Below are 22,303 nucleotides of genomic sequence, written 5' to 3'. Positions count from 1 at the left end.
CTCCTTGGCCGGGATGGGATTCGGGTCTGTGTGGCGCCGGTGCGCGGTTCAGTTGATCCTGATGAGTTTGGCCTTGAGGACGCCGAGCAGGCCGCCGTCGACGGTGACGTTCGTCGTGCCGTTGATGTTCACCGAGCGGCCGTTGATGGTGACCGCGCCGGTACCGGCGTCGAGGGTGATGCCGGTCGGAGTGAGCGTCACGGAACTGCTCGCCCGTCCCCCGGCCGGACCGTACACGGTGAGTTCGATACTGTTCGCCCGCTCGTTCAGGCGTACCTCCAGGCGCCGGTTGCCACTGGCCAGTCGTACGCCGGAGGCCCCGCGAGCGGTATCCAGGAGTTCCAGCCGATTGCCCGAACGAGACACCAGCGAACGGCGGTTGACCTTTCCGCTCGTGCGGTCGATCAGCGGTACGTCGTGCCGCGAGGGTTTGTCGACCCCGTTGTACAGACCGCCGAGCACGTACGGGCAGTCCAGCAGGCCCTGTTCGAACCCGACCAGCACCTCGTCGTTGACCTCGGGGCCGAACACGCCACCGCCGCCCCGGCCGCCCCACTGCACGGTCCGCACCCAATCGGTGACGTAGGTGTCGTCGAGCCAGGGGAACTTCAGCCGGACCGAGCCGCGTTGCGCGCCGCCCTCCTCACGCACGTCGGTGACGACACCGATCGCCAGACCCGGCATACGCGGACCGCGCGAGGGAGCGTTGGCCCCGGCGGTCAGACCGGACAACGAGCGGTCGGACGTCGCGCTGACCACGACGGTGGTGCGGTAGCCGCGGATCGGTTCCAGGACGTGGTGCGTGGCGGTGGCCGTGTAGCGCCCGGAGAACGCGGGGCCGACGTTGCCCAGGGTGACCGGTTCGCCGGCGCGCAGTTTGGGATTGCCCTCGGCGACCGCCTCGATCTCGCCGAAGCCGGAACTCACCTCGGCCGCCACCGCGCCGGCCACCACCCTGGTCTCGGCCTGGGTGCGATAGGGGGTGTCCGTGATGGTGGTCCGGGGGGACTTGCCGAACACCTTCTGTGCCAGGCTCGGGTTCATCCCCGGCACGACGGTGGTGCTCCGCACCGACGGGACTCTGGCCGTCAACGGGGTCTTGGTGGTGACGTTCCAGCCGCGCACCTCGACGTCGGCCGCCGCGTCCGCGCCGGTCAGCACGGCCCGCAGGGCCAACAGATTGGCGCCGTATTCGAGGACCACGGGACTCTGCGCCGCCCGGGTCGAGGGCGGAGGCGCGGTCGAGGCGGGCTTGGGCCCGACGAATTGCAGCCGGCCTGTGTCGTCGATGCGGACCTGGGCGCCGCTTTCGGCGGCGAGGTGGCGCAGGAACTCCCAGTCCGAGACGTTGGCCTGGGTCAGCTGCTTGTGCATGATCGGCGCCGCCTCGATTCGGCCGCAGGCCAGTCCGGCGCCCGCGGCGACCTTGCGGACGATGTCCGCGGTCCGCATGTTGCGGAACGCGACCACCTTGCGCCCGCGTTGCAGGCGGTGCGCCCTGGACGTCGCTCGGATCACGGTGAACGAGCCGGTGGTGTCGGAGTCCAGTTCGAGAGCTGTTACCTCGCCGGTGAACAGACGTTCGCGTACCCGGTCCCGCACCGTGACCACCGAGATCTTCACCGGGGTACCGATGCCGATCCCGGTGGCGGTGAGCAGTTGGTGGTCCGGGTCCCGATAGGTCAGCATCGCGGTGTCGGGCAGGCCGACGTGCTCGTCGACCTCGCAGCCGACCAACTGCGCCACCCACGCCGGTGGCAGCTCGCCGGGGGCCTCGACGATCGGATCGGCCGCGAACGACCTGCCTGCGGAGGTCATGCGGACTCCTTTCGGGTCCGCTCTCCCGCGGCGGGCACGATCAGTTCCGTGCCGGGAGCCAACGTCATCGGATCGTCGATGTCGTTGGCCTCCGCGATCGCGCGCCACAGACCGGCGTCGCCGTACTCCTGCCAGGCCAGCAGCGCCAGACTGTCGCCCGCCACCACGCGGTGGGTACGACGGGCTTCGGGTGAGCCCGAGGTCGGATTCTGCCCGGCCGGAGCGGAGCCGGCCTCCTCGATGGACAACGAACATGTGGCCCGCAACGGTTTCCCGTCGACGTCGAACAACGTGTAGGACACGGAGAAGTTGTTCAGTACGCCGTCGAACGATGTGGTCTTCGCGGTGCCCCAGTCGAACCGTACCCACGGGCTGGCCGGTTTCTTGGCGGCCAGGCTGGCGGGTGTGGGCACGCAGGCCAGCATCAGTTGCTCGACGGCCTTCTCCACCGAGTTGTCGTGGGTGGCCGTCGCGTCGAGGAAGACGTCCAGGGACAACGAGCGGGGCCCGCTGCCGACGAATTCCGGCAGCGACGACCGCTCGGCCATCCGGGACGGCGATCGCCGCCACTCGGTGCTCTTGGTCAGCGACAACTGCGCCGGATTGAACTGCAACGTGATGCGGGCGATGCGGCCGCCGGGCCGGGCACCCACCGTCGCGGGCGGCTCCATGATGGTCAACTGGGCGCGGGCCCGGCTGGTACGGCCGACGGGTGACATGTCGTTCCTCCCTTTGGGTGCGTAGCGGACACATGGGACGGGACGGGTCGCGACGCGGGCGGGCGCGGTGGTCGATCAGGACGGGCGTAGACCCTCGTGTGCGATCTCCAGCGACTCGACGGCAGCCTGGGAGTTCGCCGGGTCGAAGGACGGACCCTGCCAGCGCACCGGCACGATGCCCAGCACCTGCCAGCTGATGATGCGTTCGAGGTCCGGTTTGAGCGCCACGATCTCGCCGTCCTTGGGTTCGACGCGCTGGATGATCTCGTTCAGCCAGCGGGCGATCTTGGTGGTGTCCGCGGTCACCGGACGGGTGAGGGTGATGTTGGACCAGGTGATGCGGCCCGGCAGTTGCCAGGCGAAGCCGTTGTTGCCGCCCTCGGCGTACTGCTCCGTTTCCACCTCGGCTCCCAGGCCCGAGCAGGTGTGGAAGGCCCCCAGGTCGTTGCCCCCGATGACGAGCTTGAAGAACACGCTCGTCGCGAAGATGTTGTCCGCCATGCGTTCGTCTCCATGCCTTTCCTCGTGCCGCGCGCGGTCAGCGTCGGCCGTCGTACGGTCGCCCGGCGCGCTCGCGACCTCGGCGCAGGTCGGCACGCAGGAGTCGGCTCACCGGTTCGATCAGACGACGGGCGAGGTCCTCGATGTCGGGCGTGGCCGCCGGCTTCGTCGCGGATGTCGGCTCCGGGGTGGACCGCTTGCCGGTCGTGCCGGTGCCGCCGATGGTGGACGGGGATCGGGCGGGGACGGCGGTCACCGGGACGCCGGTGCTACCCGACTCGGCGGCGGCGCGCCGGGCGAGGGACGGCGTCCTCTGGACAACGGCGGTGTCCGGGAGCGGCGGCGGCGTATCGGCGGGCCGGACAGCGGGCGGGGCCGGGGTGGGTCGGCGGACGCGGACCGGCGGGGGATGCGGGTCCGCGCCGGAATACTCGGCCGGGCCGGTCGCGGGAGGTCGGACGATGTCGGCGGTCACGGGCAGCGGCGACGGAAGCGTCGGCACACCCGCGCCACCGGGGCGGGGCGAGCCCGGTGGGTGGGGGCGAACGACGGGGACGGGGAGTGGACCACGGGCGGAGGGGGTGGCAGCCGGGTGCGGCCGGGGCGGCGGGGTCGGCCGCTCGGCGTCGGGTGGCATCGAGGGGGTCGAACCCGCTTGCGCTCGGCGACTGTTGCCTGCGCGTTGCACCGAGGCCGTGGGTGTTGCGGGTGGGCGGGGGCCGTTTGCGCCGACGACGAGTGCGGGCCCGTGGTCGGTGGGGGCGGTCGGGGATGCCGGGGGAGTCGGGAACGTCGGGCCGAGCGGGGTGGACGGGGTGACCGGGGCCGGGCGGGACCGATTCGGCAGAAAACGCCGAGGTGGTTCGGACCCGGCCCGGGCCTTGCCCGTCTTCCCGCGCCGACGCGATGACACGGCCTCGGGACCGGGCGTCGGGTTCTCGCGTCGGCGCGTCGGAGCCTCTGGGTTGGGCGCCGCGTTCGTCCCGTTGTCCACGCGTGCCCGTGTCGATCGCTGCACCGGAGTCCGTGTGGGAGTCGCCGGTACCGGTGCCGGTGCGGTCGGTGTCGGTACGGGGTCGTCGTTGCGCCGCCATGTGGCCGAGACCACCGGTCGATGCGACCCGGAGGTCGGGATCGGCGCCGAAAAACCCTCGCCACTACCGGTGTTGATGACCAGGGCCCGGGCCGGAAGCAGCGGCAGGGAGCGCCGGGCGATGCGCGTCCCGGCGTCGCGGTGGGTGTCGGACCCGGATGTCGGCGCGGAACGGTCGGTGGCCCCGCTGCGCCGGGCGACGGCCGTGGGTGGCCGTGACGCGGTCGCCCACGAGGCGCCGGCCGGCCCGGTGCGCGCGATGGCGTCGCCGGCCTGCCGGAACGGGCCGCGTTCGGGAGCTTCGTGCGGTTCGGGACTACCGGGATTCGTCCGTGGCGGTTCCGCGCTGCGTTGCACGGCAGGGAGCCCCGGGGTGGACGGCCCGGACTTCGAACGTGTCTCGGTGCCGGGCATGGGCATGGGGAGCATCGCGCTCGACGGAGCGGGAGACGAGATCGGAGCCGGGGGCGGCGCGGGAACGCGGTGGGCACCGGTATGCGATTCCCGCGCGGCCGAGGGGCCCCGGTCGCCGCCGATGCCCGTCGGACTCTGCGCGCGTCGGCCGCCGCCGAGTACGGGTGCCGTCCCCTCGGTGGTGGAGACGGCCGTGGCCGGAAGCCCGGTGAGCGGGGCACCGATTCCGATGCGGTGGTGTGATCGGGACGGCGTCGTGTCGCGGCCGGGAGAGCGCGGGAGCGCCGACGGACGAGCCGAGGACGCGGCTTCGCCGACCTCGCCTCGGGTGCGATCGGGCGCCGCCGGCGAGGTCCACGGAGCGTGCGGCTTGGACGCCGCGGGCTGTGGGGCGGACCGAGGAGGCTCCGGCCGGACCGGCCGCGCCACTCCGGAGCGCCGCACCGGCTCGGGCGCGTCGGGCGGGAAGGGCGTGGGCGCGTCGGAGTCGGTGCGGCGTTGCACGATGGGCAGGGCGCCCCCACCTGCCCCCGGCACCCCCGGGCCGGTTTCGCCTCCCCGCACGAACAGCCTTGCTCCCTCCGGGAGCTCGTAGCGGGGGTCACCGAGTGCGGGACGTACCGTCGGAGGTCGTCCGGTGCCGGAGCCGCCCGTCGGGTGGTCCGCCCCCTGCCGGGCCTCGTGGTCGGCCGGGGAGGTTGCGGCAGTGTCCGGCGCGGTGTCCCGGGAGGCGGGTGTGCGGCCTCCGGCGGCTTGTGTCGAGTCGGGCCCCGTCGACTTCGAGGCGGTGGCGGATGGGCGGATCGCCGCCACCCGACGCAGGATCATCGCCGGGCGCCGCGCCACGACCAGTGACGGCCGCACCCGCCGCGGACGTACGGCGGCCACCTCGGCGACCTCGCCACGCGAAGGAACATCAGGAGGCGGCTGGACACTTCCCGTCCTGCCGTCCGCCCCGGTACCCGAGCCGCCGTCCATGACCGAGGAGTTCCCGGATCGAGGTGATACGGATGTCGCGCCCCGAGCAGTCGTCCCGACCCCAGCCACCTCCGAGCGCTGCCCGGTCGCGGCCGAACGGCCCGGCCGTTGCCCAGCGTTGCGCCCGGGCATGGGCCCGGCATCCGACTCCGGTATCCGGTCCGACTCCGCTTCCGTCTCCGGCCGTACGACCCGCAGCAGCAGCGGTCCGCCCCGGGACTCGGTCCGCGACGGCATCGCCGGACGGGCCACGCCGTGGATGAGACCCGCCGGAGCCGAGGGCAGCACCGCATGACCGAGTTCGCCGCCGAGCGCGGGGTTCTGCCAGGACGCGAGTCCGGACCGAAATCGGAGCCCGTCGCTCACCGCGATCGAGGACCGGGCCACGGTCGTCTCCGGCACCGCGGTTCGCCGCCAACCGCCGTCCCAGTCGGCGCCGTCCCGGTCACCGCCATGGCGATCCGCGCCGTCACGGTGTCCGCTCGCCGAGCCCTCCGCCGAGGCCCGCGAGTCCGGTTCGGGCGTGGGTCGTTCGTCGGGTCCACCGCCGCGCCCCCCGCCGGCGACGTCCCCGCTCGTGGGCCCCCGCCGGACCCGGCGCAGCCGGTCGCTCCACACCACGTGATCACCCGCCTTCGTTGACGCGGGTGTTGATCCGCGCGATCTCCCGTACCCACTCGACCCGCTCGCCGTGGGTGAGGTCGAGGATGTCCTCGCGTTGCCAGTGGAAGTGGTAGGCGATGTACGCGATTTCCTCCCGCAATCGAGGAAGCGCGTACGTCACGATTCCCCCAGGCGCCCACCCGAGAGATCGACCTCGAAGGAGCCGTGACACAGCGGACAGGTGACCGCCGCGTGGGTGTGTCCCTCGCTGTTGATCCGCCGGTAGAAGTCCTGGAGAAACGCCACGTCGGTGGCGTACATACGCTCGACCACACCGGCGTGCACGTCGGTGACGGTGCCCAGTCGGGTGATCACCTGACTCAGCAGCACCACGCTCAGGTACGCCGGATTCTCCTTGACCCGCAGGTCGATCTGCGGGCGTAGCTCGTCGCGGGCGGTGGCCAGCCGCATCGAACCCCGCCGATGCAGGGCGCCCTCGTCGTCGACGTAGCCACGCGGCAACTCGAACTCGAACTCGGTGCGCAGTTCGTGCCGATCCCGTTCCGCGGACGTCGCCGACACCGTGGACGCCGGGGCCGCGTCCCGGCCGTCGGCCGTGTCCGGCGCGGGAGGTGTGCCGACGTCGAACGGATCGCCCGGGCCGCCGGCGGTGACCGTTCTGCGTCTCATTCGACCACGATCTCCTCGAAGGTGATGGTCACGGTCTCGGTGGCGGCGCTGGATTCGCCGGCCTTGAGGGAGGGGCCCTCCCACTTGCTGGCCCAGCCCTGCATCAGTTGGATGCGCCGGACCGTCTCGCCCGTCGAGTCCTTGATCTCGATGGTGAGGTTCTGCCGCGCGGTGTCCACGGCTCCCTTGTTCAGGGTTTCCTTGATCCAGGTGGTGAATTCGCTGCTCTTGTCGAGACCTCGGGTGATGGTCACCTCGCCGGCCTGACGGGCGCCGGGTTGTTTGCGGATGATCTGTTTGCCCTCCGCGGTCACCTGGCGGACCTCGACGACCTCCTCCTCGACGGTCATGCCGCTGATTTCCTGGATGGACTCCACCAGATATCCGCCCAGTTGCACGCCGAAGACGTGGGTGGAAAGAGCGTCGCCCTCTGCCATGGCCGTGTGTCACCTTTCCGTTGGGGTGGTGGTACGCGGGTCACTCGTCGACGAGGCTGGTGCTGTCGGAGAACTGGGCGAGGCGGAAGATCACGAACTCGGCCGGCTTCACGGGGGCGACACCGATCTCGCAGACCACGCGGCCCAGATCGATCGACTCCGGTGGGTTGTTCTGCCGATCGCACCTGACGTAGAAGGCCTCCTCCGCGGTGCGGCCGAACAGCGCGCCTCGGCGCCACTCCTCGGTCAGGAACGCGGTGACGTTGCGCCGGATGCTCGACCACAGGCGGTCGTCGTTGGGCTCGAACACCACCCACTGGGTGCCCAGCAGGATGGACTCCTCCAGGTAGTTGAACAGGCGGCGCACGTTGAGATAGCGCCACGCGGGATCGGAGGAGAGGGTGCGAGCGCCCCAGATGCGGATGCCGCGACCGGGGAAGGCCCGCACGCAGTTGACGCCGATCGGGTTGAGCAGGTCCTGCTCGCCCTTGCCGAGTCGGATCTCCAAGTCGACCGCGCCGCGGATGACTTCGTTGGCGGGAGCCTTGTGCACGCCGCGCTCCCCGTCGCTGCGCGCCCATACCCCGGCGACGTGGCCGCTGGGCGGCACCATGGTGTTGCGACCGGTGGCGGGGTCGAACACCTTGATCCAGGGGTAGTACACGCTCGCGTAGCGCGAGTCGTACCCCGCGTCGTCGTTGCGCCAGGTGCGCACCCGCTGTGCGTTCATGCCCGGCGGCGTGTCCAGCACGGCGACCCGGTCGCCCATCTGCTCGCAGTGCGAGATCATCGCCAGTTGCACGGTCTTGACGCCCTCGGCGTCCAGATCGCCACGCTGGTGGGCACTCATCAGGTCGGGGACGGCGACCATGGTGATCTCGTCGATCGCCTCCAGGCCGGCGAATCCGGTGCGGGCCGCGGAGTCGCCGACGTACTCGCCCGCGTCCAGCCGGGCCACGGTGGTGTTCGACGTCGGCGCGGGGGCGTCCGCGAGGGTGACGGTGCCGCGCTCGGGGCGGGTCTGCGCGCTGCCCGGCTGTTCGGTGACCTCGATCAGCTCGGATTCCCGGACCTGATTGAGCAGGTAGCTCCGGATGCTCTTGCGGGTGGACGCCTCGTAGGTCTCCACGACCGTCCCGTCCCGGCGGACCAGCAGTTTGAAGCGGTCCTCGGGTGGGTTCTCGCCGTCCGCGTCGGCGACCTCGACGGAGATGCCGGTGCCGGCTCCCGACCGGGCCGCGATCAGGAATCCACCGATGGGCGTGGCGGGCGCGACCGGTGTGGGATCCTGCCGCGATCCGTCCGCGTCGTTCGGGTCCTCGGCGCTGCCGCCGATCCGGACGACGTAGGCGGTGCCGCCGCCGTTGGCGAAGTAGCCGTAGACGGCGTGGGACAGGTACGTGCCCTCGGTGAAGCCGCCGAAGACCTGGACGTACCGGTCCCAGTTCGTCACCAGGGTCGGCCGGTGGAAGGGGCCGGACTCGGCGAAGCCGACGAAGGCGGCCACCGCGGTCCCGACGCCTTCGATGGGCCGCGCGCCGGACTGCACCTCCTCCACGTATACGCCCGGGGTGAGGTACGTCGGCATACTCGCTCCTTCGGCCGGCCCACTGTTCGGTCGAAGCCGAGTCTTGCCCGCGCGGTCCCGGCCGACGTAGGCCCCAAGGTCCCCTACCCGGGGCAACGACCCTGCCTTCGAGGGCACTGCACCGGGCATGCGACGAGCGTGCACGGTACCGGGGACCGGGTACGGACGGGCACCGCACATTCAGGGACGCGGACGGCCGCCGGTGGTGGGCCGACGGTCGTCGTCGAACGTGGTCGGGCGCGCGCCATCGAGCCGTTCTCGGCCCAACCACGGGCCGAACTCGCTTTCCAGGAGCAGCCGTCCGAGTTTGCGATACTCCTGCAGGATCGCCGAGACCACCTGTGCCATCGTCAACGGTAGACCGGTCTCCGCCGCCAGATAGGCCGCGGTCACGGCACACGCCCGGATCGAACCACCCGCCAACTCGAAGCGCCGGGCACAGAATTCCAGGTCGAGGTCCGACCCGCGGGGCAATTCCGTGCCCAGACAGCGATCCCACAGGGCAAGCCGTTGGCGCTCGTCGGGCATCGGGAACTCCGCGATCACGTCCAGCCGTCGGGTGAACGCCTCGTCCAGGTTGGCCCGCAGGTTGGTGGTGAGCAGGGCGATCCCGTCGAAGGACTCCATGCGCTGCAACAGGTAGGCCGACTCGATGTTCGCGTGGCGATCATGGGCGTCCTTGACCTGCGAGCGTTTCCCGAAGACGGCGTCGGCCTCGTCGAACAGCAGGATGCCGTTGACGTCGGCGGCCTCGACGAAGATGCGTTCCAGGTTCTTCTCGGTCTCCCCGATGTACTTGTCCACCACGGTGGACAGGTCCACCACGTACAGGTCCATCCCCAGTGCGGCGGCCAACACCTCGGCCGACATCGTCTTGCCGGTGCCGGACTCGCCGGCGAACAGCGCGATCACCCCGCGTCCCCGGCCGCCGCCCGGCCGCATCCGCCACTGCCCGAGCACCCGGTCGCGGTGGCGCGCACGCAGCGCGAGTTCGCCCAGCGCACGCCGGGTCGGTTCCGGCAGGACCAGGTCCGTCCAGTCGACCGCGGGTTCCACGCGGCGGGCCAGGCGTTCCAGTCCGGCACCGTTCTGCGCCCGCACCGCGACGCGAAGATCGTCCGCGCGCAGCGGGCGTCGCTCCACTTCGGCCATGCGGACGGCGACGTCGGCGGCCTTGCGGACCTGGTCCGCGCTCAACCGGTACGACGCCACCGCCTCCGTGAGATCGGCCGCCGGCAGGTCCGCCATGTCGACGCGAGCCGCGGATCCGGCGTGTGCGAGTGCCCACGACCACTCCCGCACTCGTTGCGCGGGCGCCGGCGAGGGCACGGTGAACAGCAGCGGGCTCTCCCGCGACCACAGCGGATCCCAACCCCCGGTCCCGAACACGAAAAGCGGGACGCCGCCGCACGCCGCACACAGCTCGCGAAGAAGCCGAGCCTGTTCGGGGCGTTGCGGGGCCATCGCCTCCAGGGGGCCCAGCACGATCCCGGCGCCGCCGAGGCGGGCCTCCATCGCCAGGACGCGCGTGAGCGGACCCGGTGCCGGACTCGCCGTCAGTGCGGCGACGTCCACCACCAGCGGGCGCAGGCCGGCGGACGCCAACGCGTCGATCGCCGGCCGGATCGGGTCGCCGCCCCGGTTCAGCAGATACACCAGCGGGTTCGCGGCCCGCGCCGCCCGGGTCAGGGGCGCCGCCGCCTCCGTCTCGGGCACGCGCCCGCCCTCGACCACGCGCGCCACGCCCAGGAGTCGGGCGTCGATCTCGTCGTCGCCGAGCAGGTGCGCGGTCACTCGGTCGGGAACGCGCAACACACGTGACAGCAGCGGCGATTCCGACTCCGCGAACTCCAGGAGACCGCCGACGACGAGTGGTGCGGCGGGCGCGAGCCGGAACCGACCGGCGCCGGCCGACGGTTGCCCGCACAGTTCCAGGGCCAGACCGACGGTCGGGCGCCGCCGGGTGAGGTCGTCGTTGAGGTAGCCGTACAGGCGCTCGAAACGGGCGTCGACGTCCGGTGCCATGGCCACCAGCAGCAGTTCCACGTCCAGCGGCAACAGGGCGAAGTCCGCGCAGAGTCGGCCGAGCCGGCCGCCGGCAGGGGATGGCGCCGACGGCGTCGGGCCGTCGCGGTTCGCGATGGGCAGGAAGGTCGACGGGGACTCCAGGATACGCTCGACCGCCTCGGGGGTCAGGTATTGCCCCCGGTAGGGATCGTCCGGATCCGGATCGACGGCGTGGCGTGCTGCTACGGCGCGTCGCACCCGCTCCTCGACGCGGGCCAGCCGCTCCCACAACTCGCGCGACCCGTCCCCGTCCCCGTCGCCGTCCCCGTCGATGTCCGGTCGGGTGCGCAGGTCGTGGGTCATCCGGGGTCATGGGCGATACCGCCGCGACCCCCGGTGCGCCGGCGCCGGGCCGCCGGCAGCGGCCGGTCGCGTGGGGAGGCGAAGTCGGCCGCATCCGGGCCGGTTGTGTCCGGATAACGCAGTCGGCGCCCGGGTTCTGGTGCGGTGGCCCCCGTGTCCCGGGCCGGTGCGGAGTCGGGCACGGTGCGTACCACCAGGCCATCGGTGACCGGTGGGCCCGCCGCGGTGCGGTCGCCGGCCAGCGGGGCGCGCACGCGCAGGTCGATGGACGCCTTGAGCTCACCTCCCAGCGCGGACCACAGGTCCGACGCCGACGGTCCACCCCCGCCGGGGCCGGCCGCCTCGATGTCGACGGCGAGGCCGAGTTCGGCGAGCGAGCCGGTGTGCAGGCGGGCGGGCAGCACGTCCGATCGGATCAGGCAGCGCAGCACCTCGGAGAGCAGACGGTGCTCGTCCTGGGGCCGGTTGGTCCAGGCCGTGATCAGGTAGGTCAGTTCGAACCAACGCGGCAACGCCCGCCATGCCACGACCACGCCGTCGTCGTCGTGTTCCTCGGTCGCGCCGGTACGCCGACGGCCGACGTCCTCCCGGATGTCGTACAGGAAGACGCTGATCGTGGGGGCGTTGCGCCGCGCCGCCCAGTCGCTGGTAGGGGCGTCGAAGACGAGATCGACGCCGTTGTCCGACAACCCCGCATCCGCCAACAACAGTCGCAGGGCCTCGTCGACTTCGTGGATCATCGGCGGGACACCTCGTCGGGCGGACCGATGTTGCCGGAGACCACGAGGAAGGGGGTGGTGACCGGGCCGAAACCGGGGCCGGACGCGGTGATCGTGCGCGGCCCGGTGGCGTCTTTGACCAGGATGAGCAACTGCGCGAAGAAGCGGAAGTCGCTTCCGGGGGTCGCCGGAGCCGCCGCCGCGGTGATGCCGGGTGTCCAGGTCAGCCGTACGGGTGCGCCGGGCGGGAAGTCCACACCGCGCACGGAGGTGACGAAGCCCGGTTTGCCCACGGCGGGTACGGCCACGATGCGCGGTTGCAGGATGTCGAGCGGGACGTGGGCCACGTTGTCGGTGGGATCGGCGTCGGTACCGGTGGTGGTCAGCGTGCCGTCGATGGTGGTGCGCAGTGCCCTGTCCGGCGCCAGTACGACTCGCAGCACCAGGGAGGCGCCCGGTGCGAGGTCGCCCAGTGCGCATACCCCGTCGCGGCAGCCCGCGGGTGCCGGACCGGCCGGGATCTCGGCGGGCAGGCCGAGTCTCAGGCGCAGTCCGGTGGCCAGGGCGTTGCGTCCGTTGCGCACCGTGTAGGTCACCACGACCCGGCCGCCGACGAAGCCGGGGTTCGGCTGCGCCACCACGGTCAGCGCGGGGCCGGCGGGACGCCGTGGCGAGTCCGGAGGCGGGTTCGGCGGGGCGGTGGGCGGAGGTGTCGAGGCCGGGGGCGAGGTGGGCGGTGGTGAACTCGCGGGTGGTGAACTCGCCGGTGGTGAGGTGGGTGGTTTCGACGTGGGCGGGGTGACGGGGACGACCGGAACGACGGTGCGAGCCGCGTTGTCCCCGGGGTTGGGGTCGACGACGGCTCCGCCGACGGACCAGCCGACCGCCTGATCGCCCCTGGTCACCGCGATCAGCCGCGCGGTGATCGAGACCGCCGCGCCGGGCGGCACTACGCCCAGGTCGCATTGCGGTGACCCGGTCGCGCACGATCCGGCGGAGCCGGTCAACGAGTCCAGGCGGGCTCCGGGTGGGGCGGCGACGGTGAAAACCGTGCCCGGCGAGGCGGCCGGGCCGCGGTTGGCGACGGTGACGGTCACCGTGACCGGGGAGCCCACCTCGACGGGCGTCGTGGCGGTCGGCGCGGTGAGCGTGAGGTCGACCGACTGCTGGTAGCCGGGTTCCTTCTGCCGACCCGGCAACCCCTGGGCGAACGGGGTCAGCACGCCGGAGGCCAGGTCCAGGATGGACAGGCCCTCCGGGGAACTCGGCGCCACCGTGCGGCGCGAGGTGAGCAGGAGGCGGCTCGCGTCCGGGGACCACGCGACGTCGCGGGGCTGGAACGGGCCGGTGGCCGTGGTGTCCGGGAGGTCGCGCCGGCACGCCCCGGGGTCGTTCCGCAGCCCGGCCGGCAGGACGACCCGGCAGCCGTCGCCCGTCGGTGAGGCGACCAGCACACCGGTGCGTTCGTTGACCCGACCGCCGCCGTCCTTCCGGTTGAACGCGAGCGAGCGACCGTCGGGGGAGAAGGCGGGACTGTCGTCGATGACCTGGCAACTGCCCGGACAGATCGCGCCGCTCACGTCCCGCTGGCGGTCGAGGGCGTTCACCGGCACGGTCCAGATGTGCTTGTTGCCACCGCCGCCGTCGATTACCGCGGTGCGGGTGAACGCGATCGTGGTGCCGTCCGAGGACCAGGTCGGCTGCGCGTCGGAGCCCGCCCCCTGCCCGGGGGGCGGCTCGATCCGAGAGACGATCGCGCCGGTGGTGATATCGGCCACCAGGATCCGGCCCGGGCCCGATGCCGATCCGACGCCGCCGGGGGAGGTACGGGTGAACGCGAGACGCGTGCCGTCGGGGGAGAACGTGGGATCGGTGTCCCAGTCGTTCGGGCCGCGTCCGGCCAACGGCAGCGCGGCGGCGTTCGCGCCGTCGGCGTCGGCGAGCCAGACGCGCTCCACGCGCCGGTCCCCGCTGTTCTCGAACCGGGTCACCACGATGCGTCTGCCGTCCGGCGTGTAGTTCTGCCGCTCCGTCCACGGGTCGAAGCCCGGTCTCGGGACGAACAGCGGGTCGCGCGCCGGATCGGTGTTGGTGTCCGCCTCGGGATCCTCGGTGAGGATGGGCAGTCCCAGGTCACGCGGATCGGAGCCGTCCGGCCGGGCGTCCTGGAGGGTCGCCACGTGCGACGCGGGGGCGGTCGTTCGGGTGACGACGACACTCCCTCCGTCGGGCGGGCCGAGCCAGGTCGGCGAGTCGACCGCGCGATTCTCCTTCAGCACCGATTCCGGGACGGCGCCCGGACGCGACTCGACGCGGTAGACGTTGGCGAACGGGTTGCACCCGCAGGTCAGATCGGGGCTGAGGAAGAGCAGACCGTCGCCGCCCGGCAACCACTCCGCCGACTCGGTACGCCAGTCGGCCGGGCCGCCGGCGAGCAGCGGCCGATCTCCGCCGCTGCCGTCCGTCAGCCACAGGCGTGGCCCGATCGTGGGCCCGGTGTCCAGGGTGAAGGCGACCAGGTCGCGGTGGGCGGCGTCGTTCACCCGATTCCAGGACGGTTCGGTCGCGTCGCCGGCGGGAGCGTGACTGATCCGCGTCTCCGGGCCGCCGGCCACGGCGCGAACCAGGATCTGGCGTCCCGGCGCGGGATCGGCGTTGCTGGAGTAGGCGATGCGCGAGCCGTCCGGGGAGAAGGTCGGGGAGGTCTCGTCGGCGGGGGAGTCGGTGAGTCGGCGCAATCCGGCCCCGTCGGTGCCGACGAGCCACAGGTCGTGCCGGACGGCTCCGCCGGGGCCGGGCTCGGCCGCGTCGAACACCACGGACCGTCCGTCCGGGGCGAGTTCGGGGTGCGCGGCATCGAGGCCGCTGGTCAGTCTGCGGATCCCGCCGCCGGCGTCGCGCAGATAGACCTGCGGTCGGGGTTCGTCGCGCAGGCTCGTGAAGACCAAAAGATCGCCGCGCGCCGAGGACTGCCGGTCGAAGTGCGCGGGTCCGGGGCCGAACAACGGATCGCTGGTCTCGGGGCCCGACACCCGGCCCAGACTGCGGTGTTCGGTGCCGGCGAAGGTGATCCGTCCCGTGCCGGGTGCGGCGGGATCGTCGCCCGGTCCGGCCGCCGGGGCCCTGGTCGCGGGCGCGGAGGCGGGTACCAGCACCGCCGCCGACGCGGCGCACGACACCACGAGCGCGACCGACAACGCCACCAGGCCGCTCGGCCTGCCCCGCCGACCGGACCCGACGCCGGCCGGGCCAACGCTGCCGATCACGCTTCACCTCGCAGTCGACCGGGAGTGGCCTTCAGGGGCCGTACGGCCAGCCTCTCGGCGGTCGAGGCGTCGGGCCAGGCCGGGAGTACCCCGGGCGGGGGAACCGCCCCTGCCCTCCCGGGCCACGACGCACCCGCCCCGACACCGGCGCCGGCGGGGTGGGCACGCCGCGATGGGCTCAGATCAGGCCCTGGCGCATCGCGTAGCCGACGGCGTGGGCGCGGTTGCGCAGTTGCAATCGGGTCGCGACGTCGTGCAGGACGTTCTTGACGGTGCGTTCGGAGTAGGAGGTCTCGCGGGCGATCTCGGCGGTGTCGAAGCCCTCCGAGACCAAGCGCAACATTTCGGCCTCTCGGGCCGTCAGGGTGGACAGTGTCAGGCCCCGGGGGTCGAGCACGGTGCGCTGGAGGCTGCCGACGTAATCCAGGAGTTTCCCGAGCAGATCGCCGGGCAGAACCCCTTCGCCGTTCGCCATGGCCGTCACCAGGTGTACGAGCCGGTCCTGGTCGGCGTCGGCGCGGCGCAGCACGGCGGCCACGCCGCATTCGATCATTGTCTGCAACGCGTTCGCCTCGAAGACGCCGACGACCAGCCCGGTGCGGGTGGTGGTGTTGCGTTGCAGCCGGCGTAACAACCGCACGGTGGCTTCGTCGAGGGTGTCGACCACGACTATGGAGGTCTGTGCCCGGTCCGCCTCGGCTTCCGCGATCAGCTCTATCTCCGGGCGTTGGCGCAGCTGTTGTACGACGCCGGTGTGCAGGATCAGGTCCTCCGCGTACACGGCCACCGAGACGCGGCGGGGCGCGGCCGGAGTCGGCCCGGCGGGCGAGGCGGTCGAGGTGACCGTTGCGGTCGTCGTCGACGTCGTGGTCGGGCGGCGCGGTCGTCGAGAGGTCGGGGGTTCGGACGTCGTGGCCTGGGATGTCATCGTTCGGTGTCCGTTCGTTCGAGTACTGCCACCGGAAGGGACTTGAGGGCCTTCGTCTTCGCGTCCGTCGGGAACCTCGGGCCCTGGCGGGACCCGAACCGGACCCGGCCGTGCGCCCGGGGGGCAGCGCCGTTGCCCGTGCGTTGCCCTCCCGTCTCTGCGGCGGACGCGGCGCGGCCGGCTAGTTTCGGATCGTGACCACACCTGCCGAACTCGAAATCCCGCCGGTGACGGTGACGCCCGGTGGCGTAGCGACGACGACCCTGACCGTGCGCAACGACAGCGACATCGTCGAGGCGTACACACTGGAGGTGGTCGGCGAGTGCGCCGCGTGGAGCACCGTCGAGCCGGCTCGTGTCTCGTTGTACCCGGGCACCTCCGAGGAGGTGACGATCCGACTCGCACCACCCCGGTCGTACGAGGTGCGTGCCGGGGAGACGCCGCTGGCCGTCCGCGTATTGCCGGCGGAGCATCCCGAGGCGGTGGCCGTGCCGGAGACCACCGTGATCGTCGAGGCATTTCGAGAACCGCGCGCCGAATTGGAACCGAGGCGCAGGCGCGGCTGGCTCGGGGCCCGCTACCGGGTGGCGGTGCGAAACCTCGGGAACACGCCCGTCGACGTCGTGTTCGCGGGCAGCCAGGCCGGGGAGGAACTGCGCCTCGCCTTCACGCCGGTTCGACGGCGCCTGGTGCCGGGCGAGTCCGCCGATGCGGGACTGCGCGTGCGAACCCGGAAGTTGATCTGGTTCGGCGCACCGACGACGTGGTCGTTCGAGGTCGCGGTCGACACCGTGGTGCCCGTCGCGCCCGTCCTGGCGGCGGACGGTGCCGGCGTCGATGCGAGCGCACGACCGGGCGTGGTCGCCGACGCCGGCACGGTCCCGGTACCCGCCGAAGCGGGTGGTCCGGCCGTGGCCGTCGCGAGTGTCCCCTCGGAGCAACCGCTCGGCCAACCCGTGCTTCTGCCGGGCGAATTCGTGCAGCTCCCGGTGCTGCCGAAGTGGCTGCTGATCCTGTTGGCGGCGCTGCTGGCCCTGCTCGTCGCCTGGTTCGCGCTGGTCCGGCCGTCGGTGCGGAGCACCGCGAAGCAGGCCGGAACCAAGGCCGCCGAGAAGGAAGTGGCCCGGGATGCCGGGAAACAACAGGACGCGCTCGGAACGGCGGGCCCCACCACCGGGCAGACCGGTGGCCGCGGCACCGGCACCGGCGAGTCGGCGGCTCCCGCCGCCGGCGGTTCCAAGCCCGGCGGTTCCGGGGGCGGAACGGGCACGGGGGGCGGTGGTGGAGGGCAGAGTTCGGCCACGATCGACGTACAGACGGGTGGCGTCGGCGAGCAGGTGGGTACATACCGCGTCCCGGACAAGAGTGTGTTCGCCATCACGGACCTCGTGGTCTCGAACTTCCAGGGCGACGAGGGTCTGGTGACGATCTCCTTCGGCGAACAGAAGATCACCACGATCGCCTTGGAGACCTTCCGCAATCAGGACTACCACTGGGTCACCCCCATCCAGATTCCCGCGAACGGCACCGTCACGGCGTCCGTGACCTGCGCCAAACCCGGCACTCCCGCCACCGGACAGCAGGCTGTCGGGTGCCATGAAGTCCTCAACGTCAGTGGTGTGCTCAGCAGAACCGATTAGAACCGGGTTGTACACACGTGCACGCCGGACGTGATCGACGTTGAACGACCCGACGTCGGGGGGAGGGTTCCCCGGAGAAGGTCGAAGATATGCCTTGGAAAGGTGGGTTCGCCAGAGTTCACCGAAAGGGCAACCCTCATTGCCCATCGGGACGAGCGGTTGCCGTTCGCCCCGACGCGACATCTCGGATCCGGGAGGATTGGGTCATGCGTACACCCGCGGCCGACCGACCGCGCACTTCGTCGTGTTCCGCCCCCGAGCCGGTGCGGCGGCGGGTCGTTCGGCGGGCGACCACGCCCGGGGCGACGCCCGCGCCGCCTTCGGAGGCGGAGCGGGCGGGGGCTCTGCAACGTTCGATCGGCAACGCCGCCGTGGTCCGGATGATCCAGCGCCACGAACACGATCCCGATCGTGGGCACCCGGACTCCGAACCCCCGATGCGGCGTTCCCTGGTGCACCGGGTCCTGCGCAGTCCGGGTGTCCCGCTCGACACCGGCGTACGAGAGGAGATGGAGGCACGCTTCGGTGGCGCCGACTTCTCCGGAGTGCGCCTGCACAGCGGGCAGTTGGCACGCGGCTCGGCCGCCGAGGTCGGTGCCCGTGCCTTCACCTCCGGCCGGCACGTGGTCGTGGGTGCGGGTGGCAACGGCAGGCATACCCTGGCCCACGAGCTGGGGCACTACCTCCAGCAGCAACAGGGCCCCGTCGGTGGTGAGGTCGACCCTCGGGGGCTGGCTGTTTCCAGTCCCACCGACAGCTGGGAGGTTGCCGCGGAACGGCAGGCACGACAGGTGATGAGCGGCCCGGTGCCGGTGCCGCACGAGCCCGCGCCCGGCATCCCGGCGACCCGACCGCGGTCGGCCGATGAGGAGCAACGCGAGGACAGACAGGCCCGGTTCCGGTGACGTGGCCGTGGCGGGCCGGATGTACCGCGTCGCCGCGCCACGGTCGAGCTCGCTCTCGACGGCTCAGCGGCGACCGCGGCTGCCGCCCATCTCGACGTCCTCGTCCTCGCCCCTGTCGATGCGCACCATGCGGCCGTCGACATGGACGTACTCGTAGCCGGTGTCCTCGTCGATGTAGGTGGCCTGTCCCGTGCGCGGGTCGACATGCAGGGTGTAGCCACCGATCTCCCGGGGACGATCACGATACGACGTACCGGAGGAACTGCCCGCCTCGCCGATCCCGATGCTCGGTCCCGGCCGGTGGGGCAGGGTCATCGACGAGGACGATCCGCCCGCGAAGCCCGCCGGCACCGACCACGGCTCGTCGTCCATCTCGAAGTCCTCGGCGCCCTCGGCCTCCTCGGTCTTGATCGGTGCCGCGTCCTCCATCTCGATGTCCTCGGTCCTCATCGGCGTCTCGGATTGCTCGCGCCGGGCGAGCAGCTTCTCGCCCTTGCGTTGGATGGCCTTTCTGAGCTTGTCGCCGTTGGCGCCGGTGTGCAGGTACTTGGAAAGGCTCGGCACGCTGTAGTGGTGGTCACGGCGCAGTTCGGCGAGCGTCCTGAGGAGGGCGTCGGGCGCCTTGGTCGCGTTGAGTTCGCCGGTGCTCCTGCCGTCGTCGGCGCGCCTCCAATCCCGGCACCACGCGTCGTCGCCGAGGCTCTCGATGACCGCCCGGATGGTGTCCATGCCCTCCTGATCGAGTTCGCCGCCCTTGGTGAACTGCTTCTCGACCGCGCCCTTCTTGCGGTTCTTCGGCCCGGTCTCCACCTTCTTGGACCGCGTCGGTACATGTTTCCAGTGACCCCTGTCGCGGAAGCGGGCGACATAGCCGTTGAACCGGTCGGGGTGCAGGGCGACGACCTTGGCGAGATACTCGAAAGTCATCTGATCGCGGGCGTTGTAGCGGTCCGCGAGCTCGATGGCCTGTCGACGGCTTGCGTTGGTGGGAGGTTCGCCGGGCCTGCCGTTCCAGAGTTCCCGCAGTTCCGTCTGCTGCTCGGGGGTGAGCCGTTCGTGGCGGCGTCGCGGGATCGTGTGCGTGGCGGAGCCCTTGCCGATGCCGGCGGACGCCGTCTCCGTTGTCCAGGTATCCGTCAGGGGGCGGGTGATCCGGCGATAGGTGTCGTCTTCGTCGAACTCCGCGTCGCTGGTGGGCGGCGTCACGTCCGCCTGTCGTGACGCGTACGCCCCGGGCACCCTGAGAGAGGGGCCGCCGCGACGATGGACGGCGCCCTGCGGGGCGGCCTCGTGCGCCATGGCCGGGGTGCTGGTGATGTCCTCCGCGACCATCTGCCGGATGTATTCCAGGTAGTGGGCGTCCATGACGTGTCGCTGATGCTCGTAGAGGGAGTCCACCGAACCCTGGAAGTAGTGTCCGTAGTTCTCGTCGAACGTCAGGTTCGTGAAGTCCAGCCGCTCCCGGTAGTACATCAGCGCCGCGGCGCAGCCCATGCAGGGGCGATACTTGCCCATGACGGAGATCGGGCCCCTGACGTCCCGGCGCGGCCTGATCCCGGCGCGGCGCAGCGCCAGGAGCAACTTCTGCTCCGCGTGCACGGACCCCTCCTGGGTCTGCTGCCCCTTGTTCTTGCCGGTTTTCTTCGCCCTGGGGTCCAGGGCGGCGAACCGGAGCAGGAACACCCGGCCCTCGTGCTCCTCGTCGGTGAGCATCCCGTGCAGATCCGGGTCCTCGACATCCACCACGATCACCGGCGAGTCCATCTTCGCGCGCAGGGCCATGGCAGTGGCGTCCGGGCCCCGTTGCTGTTCGCCCTCGCCGCGTTGCCCGGTGACGATGGCCCGGTTCTTGCGGCGGAAACTCGCCAGCTTGGCGCGCACGTTCTCCGCCTCGTGCTCGCGCAGGCCGCGGGTGAGCGCCGCGTCGCTCTGTTCGAACTCCAGCAATTCCCCGAAGGTGGGTTCCGCCCCGACCTCGTGCCGACCGCGTTCCACGAGAGTGTCGATGGAGGAGTTGTAGTTCGACGCGAACACCAGTCGGCCGTTGATCAACATGCCTTGGACCTCGCGGTTGTTGCTGTCCTCGGCAGTGTGCTCCGGATCCTCCTCGCGCGCCTGTTCCTGGGCGCCCTTCATGCTGTCGAAGAGCAGGGCGCTGGTCTCCGACAGGGTTTCCTCGGCCTCCTCGCCCTGCTTGGATCGGGCGAACCGCATCCAGAACTCCCCGTGCGCCCGGCCCTGTCGGCGAGCGCCGTAGTTCACCATCGGGGGGTTGTCCACCAGCGTCGTGATCCCGGCCCTGACCTGATTCGGGTTCGGCGCCGGCGCCTGCTGTTGGGGTTGTTGCGCGGGCTGCCCCTCGTCGTCGGATTCCTCTTCGTCGTCGGACCGCAGACGCTGCACCGGGACCGGCACGGTCGAGGGCCGGGCCGGGCGGAGCATGCGCGCGACGGCCGCATTGCCGGCGGAGCCCTGAAGGGCCGACACGGCGTCGCTCGTGAGCCGTTCGCCGGGCCGTGGGGCCGGGGCGGGCGACGCGTTCGACCGGCGTCGCCGATCCGCGCGCGCGTCCCGCCCGGTGTGTCCCGGTACGCCGACCTGCCGCTGCCACATACCGGACCTCCTACGCCGCCGAGGGTCCCGACCACGATCCCGCGACAACGGCGCGGCGCCCACGGCCCCGAGGGTGTCTCCAAGGGCAGTTCCGGCTGCCCCCGCCGCCCACGAACCGTGCCGGTCACCATGGGGCACCTCGCCCCGACCCTTCCGGGATGACACCGTGACGACCCGCTGGAACTGCCCCCGCGCGACGCGCTGATCCGCCTTCCGCGCACCAGTGTGCAGATGTGGCCCGGGACGGTGCGCCCTGCGCCCACCCGCCGGGGATCGTTGCCCACGGCTTCCAGGCGACCATGACGGCCCTGCCCGGCAGGGGCGACCGCCTCGTAGAGCCGCTGCTGGACGCGCCGTCGCTGCCGCACGAGGAGTGCGGACCGTTGTCGAAGGACTTGGGCAGCGCACGTCGTTGCGTTCCGGCGGCACGACAATGATCGGACAGTGGGCGTGGTGCACCAGTCCGTGACCGACCGCTCCGAGCAGCATGCCTTTCTCTCCGAACGAACCGACCCGTTTCGCCGGCTCTCTCGCCCGACTCGGCTCCGGACCGCCTCCGACGATTGGGCGGGCCGTCGTTCGACGAGTCGGGATGTGCTTCCTTGCCTGGTGGGCCTCGATCGGCCTGGGCCGTTCGGCCCTGTGCGAGAGCGAATCCTCGGCGCATTCTGGGGTTGGCAGGTGGCGAAGGCCCTGCCACCGCCGTGGACTCGGAAAGCGGAAAGGGGAGCGGCGACATGGAGGCGCAGGTAGGTGACTGGGTGGTGGTCGAGTCTCCGCACGTGGGCGAGCCCCGACGCGTCGGCTTGGTGATCCGGGTCGAGCACGCGGACGGCACTCCGCCCTACACGGTGCGCTGGACCGAGGACGACCACGAATCGCTGTTCCTTCCCGGCCCGGAAACGCACATCGAGAAACCCGAGGCGTTGTTCGGATCGAAGTAGCGCGGCTGACACGAGGTTGCAAGGCCGCGGCCGACGTGTCCCGGTGTCGATGGACGGCCGGCGAGCGCGGCCATGCC

The 22,303-nt window shown here is 71.6% G+C and carries 16 protein-coding genes; 3 read left to right on the top strand and 13 right to left on the bottom strand.

What is annotated here, in order from left to right; all coding sequences use genetic code 11:
- Positions 1 to 48: 48 nt before the first annotated feature.
- From EMA17_RS26775 to EMA17_RS26720, 12 genes are all read right to left on the bottom strand, one after another.
- On the bottom strand, positions 49 to 1,818 hold the full coding sequence (locus tag EMA17_RS26775; RefSeq protein ID WP_126639691.1) for a VgrG-related protein: 1,770 nt from the start codon (positions 1,816 to 1,818) through the stop codon (positions 49 to 51).
- A complete protein-coding gene (locus tag EMA17_RS26770) occupies positions 1,815 to 2,537 on the bottom strand; it encodes a CIS tube protein (protein WP_126639690.1) in 723 nt (240 codons plus the stop codon). Before EMA17_RS26770 ends, EMA17_RS26775 begins: the two co-directional genes overlap by 4 nt.
- Before the next feature lie 75 nt (positions 2,538 to 2,612).
- A complete protein-coding gene (locus EMA17_RS26765; RefSeq protein ID WP_126639689.1) occupies positions 2,613 to 3,038 on the bottom strand; it encodes a phage tail protein in 426 nt (141 codons plus the stop codon).
- Positions 3,039 to 3,075: 37 nt separating this feature from the next.
- Positions 3,076 to 3,294, bottom strand: a complete 219-nt coding sequence (locus EMA17_RS52990; protein WP_174861433.1) for a hypothetical protein — start codon at positions 3,292 to 3,294, stop codon at positions 3,076 to 3,078.
- A gap of 2,854 nt (positions 3,295 to 6,148) precedes the next feature.
- Positions 6,149 to 6,307 carry a DUF6760 family protein gene (locus EMA17_RS52625; RefSeq protein WP_170222246.1) on the bottom strand — a complete coding sequence of 53 codons (159 nt, stop codon included), beginning with the start codon at positions 6,305 to 6,307 and terminating at the stop codon, positions 6,149 to 6,151.
- Entirely contained in the window at positions 6,304 to 6,816 is a 513-nt protein-coding gene (locus tag EMA17_RS26750; protein WP_126639688.1) for a hypothetical protein, read from the bottom strand. Before EMA17_RS26750 ends, EMA17_RS52625 begins: the two co-directional genes overlap by 4 nt.
- A complete protein-coding gene (locus EMA17_RS26745) occupies positions 6,813 to 7,253 on the bottom strand; it encodes a phage tail protein (protein ID WP_126639687.1) in 441 nt (146 codons plus the stop codon). The genes EMA17_RS26750 and EMA17_RS26745 overlap by 4 nt, the downstream gene beginning before the upstream one ends.
- Positions 7,254 to 7,293: 40 nt before the next feature.
- Positions 7,294 to 8,841, bottom strand: coding sequence for a phage tail sheath family protein (locus tag EMA17_RS26740; protein ID WP_126639686.1), 1,548 nt, complete (start codon positions 8,839 to 8,841; stop codon positions 7,294 to 7,296).
- 180 nt (positions 8,842 to 9,021) lie between these two features.
- Positions 9,022 to 11,211 (bottom strand): ATP-binding protein, encoded by a 2,190-nt coding sequence (locus tag EMA17_RS26735; protein ID WP_126639685.1) that lies wholly within the window; start codon positions 11,209 to 11,211, stop codon positions 9,022 to 9,024.
- A complete protein-coding gene (locus EMA17_RS26730) occupies positions 11,208 to 11,951 on the bottom strand; it encodes a Pvc16 family protein (protein ID WP_126639684.1) in 744 nt (247 codons plus the stop codon). Before EMA17_RS26730 ends, EMA17_RS26735 begins: the two co-directional genes overlap by 4 nt.
- Positions 11,948 to 15,196: a DUF11 domain-containing protein gene (locus EMA17_RS26725; protein ID WP_126639683.1), complete on the bottom strand. Its 3,249-nt coding sequence runs from the start codon at positions 15,194 to 15,196 to the stop codon at positions 11,948 to 11,950. The genes EMA17_RS26730 and EMA17_RS26725 overlap by 4 nt, the downstream gene beginning before the upstream one ends.
- 178 nt (positions 15,197 to 15,374) lie before the next feature.
- Complete coding sequence (locus tag EMA17_RS26720) at positions 15,375 to 16,124, bottom strand: helix-turn-helix transcriptional regulator (RefSeq protein WP_126639682.1); 750 nt, start codon at positions 16,122 to 16,124, stop codon at positions 15,375 to 15,377.
- 194 nt (positions 16,125 to 16,318) lie between these two features.
- On the opposite strand from EMA17_RS26720, the gene EMA17_RS26715 reads away from it, so the two are divergent.
- Complete coding sequence (locus EMA17_RS26715) at positions 16,319 to 17,764, top strand: COG1470 family protein (RefSeq protein ID WP_126639681.1); 1,446 nt, start codon at positions 16,319 to 16,321, stop codon at positions 17,762 to 17,764.
- 206 nt (positions 17,765 to 17,970) lie between these two features.
- Positions 17,971 to 18,669: an eCIS core domain-containing protein gene (locus EMA17_RS26710; RefSeq protein WP_126639680.1), complete on the top strand. Its 699-nt coding sequence runs from the start codon at positions 17,971 to 17,973 to the stop codon at positions 18,667 to 18,669.
- 63 nt (positions 18,670 to 18,732) lie between these two features.
- Here the strand turns inward: EMA17_RS26710 and EMA17_RS26705 are convergent, their stop codons facing one another.
- Positions 18,733 to 21,156, bottom strand: coding sequence for a hypothetical protein (locus EMA17_RS26705; protein ID WP_126639679.1), 2,424 nt, complete (start codon positions 21,154 to 21,156; stop codon positions 18,733 to 18,735).
- A gap of 863 nt (positions 21,157 to 22,019) precedes the next feature.
- Here EMA17_RS26705 and EMA17_RS26695 point away from each other — a divergent pair.
- On the top strand, positions 22,020 to 22,226 hold the full coding sequence (locus EMA17_RS26695; RefSeq protein ID WP_126639678.1) for a DUF1918 domain-containing protein: 207 nt from the start codon (positions 22,020 to 22,022) through the stop codon (positions 22,224 to 22,226).
- Positions 22,227 to 22,303: the final 77 nt, after the last annotated feature.

The sequence above is a fragment of the Embleya hyalina genome (assembly GCF_003967355.1).
Taxonomy (GTDB): domain Bacteria; phylum Actinomycetota; class Actinomycetes; order Streptomycetales; family Streptomycetaceae; genus Embleya; species Embleya hyalina.
This window is presented reverse-complemented; position numbering and strand designations above follow the sequence as displayed.

Coding starts and splice junctions, on each gene's coding strand:
- EMA17_RS26775 (WP_126639691.1), bottom strand. CDS start 1,818: ATGACCTCCGCAGGCAGGTCGTTCGCGGCCGATCCGATCGTCGAGGCC.
- EMA17_RS26770 (WP_126639690.1), bottom strand. CDS start 2,537: ATGTCACCCGTCGGCCGTACCAGCCGGGCCCGCGCCCAGTTGACCATC.
- EMA17_RS26765 (WP_126639689.1), bottom strand. CDS start 3,038: ATGGCGGACAACATCTTCGCGACGAGCGTGTTCTTCAAGCTCGTCATC.
- EMA17_RS26750 (WP_126639688.1), bottom strand. CDS start 6,816: ATGAGACGCAGAACGGTCACCGCCGGCGGCCCGGGCGATCCGTTCGAC.
- EMA17_RS26745 (WP_126639687.1), bottom strand. CDS start 7,253: ATGGCAGAGGGCGACGCTCTTTCCACCCACGTCTTCGGCGTGCAACTG.
- EMA17_RS26740 (WP_126639686.1), bottom strand. CDS start 8,841: ATGCCGACGTACCTCACCCCGGGCGTATACGTGGAGGAGGTGCAGTCC.
- EMA17_RS26735 (WP_126639685.1), bottom strand. CDS start 11,211: ATGACCCACGACCTGCGCACCCGACCGGACATCGACGGGGACGGCGAC.
- EMA17_RS26730 (WP_126639684.1), bottom strand. CDS start 11,951: ATGATCCACGAAGTCGACGAGGCCCTGCGACTGTTGTTGGCGGATGCG.
- EMA17_RS26720 (WP_126639682.1), bottom strand. CDS start 16,124: ATGACATCCCAGGCCACGACGTCCGAACCCCCGACCTCTCGACGACCG.
- EMA17_RS26710 (WP_126639680.1), top strand. CDS start 17,971: ATGCGTACACCCGCGGCCGACCGACCGCGCACTTCGTCGTGTTCCGCC.
- EMA17_RS26695 (WP_126639678.1), top strand. CDS start 22,020: ATGGAGGCGCAGGTAGGTGACTGGGTGGTGGTCGAGTCTCCGCACGTG.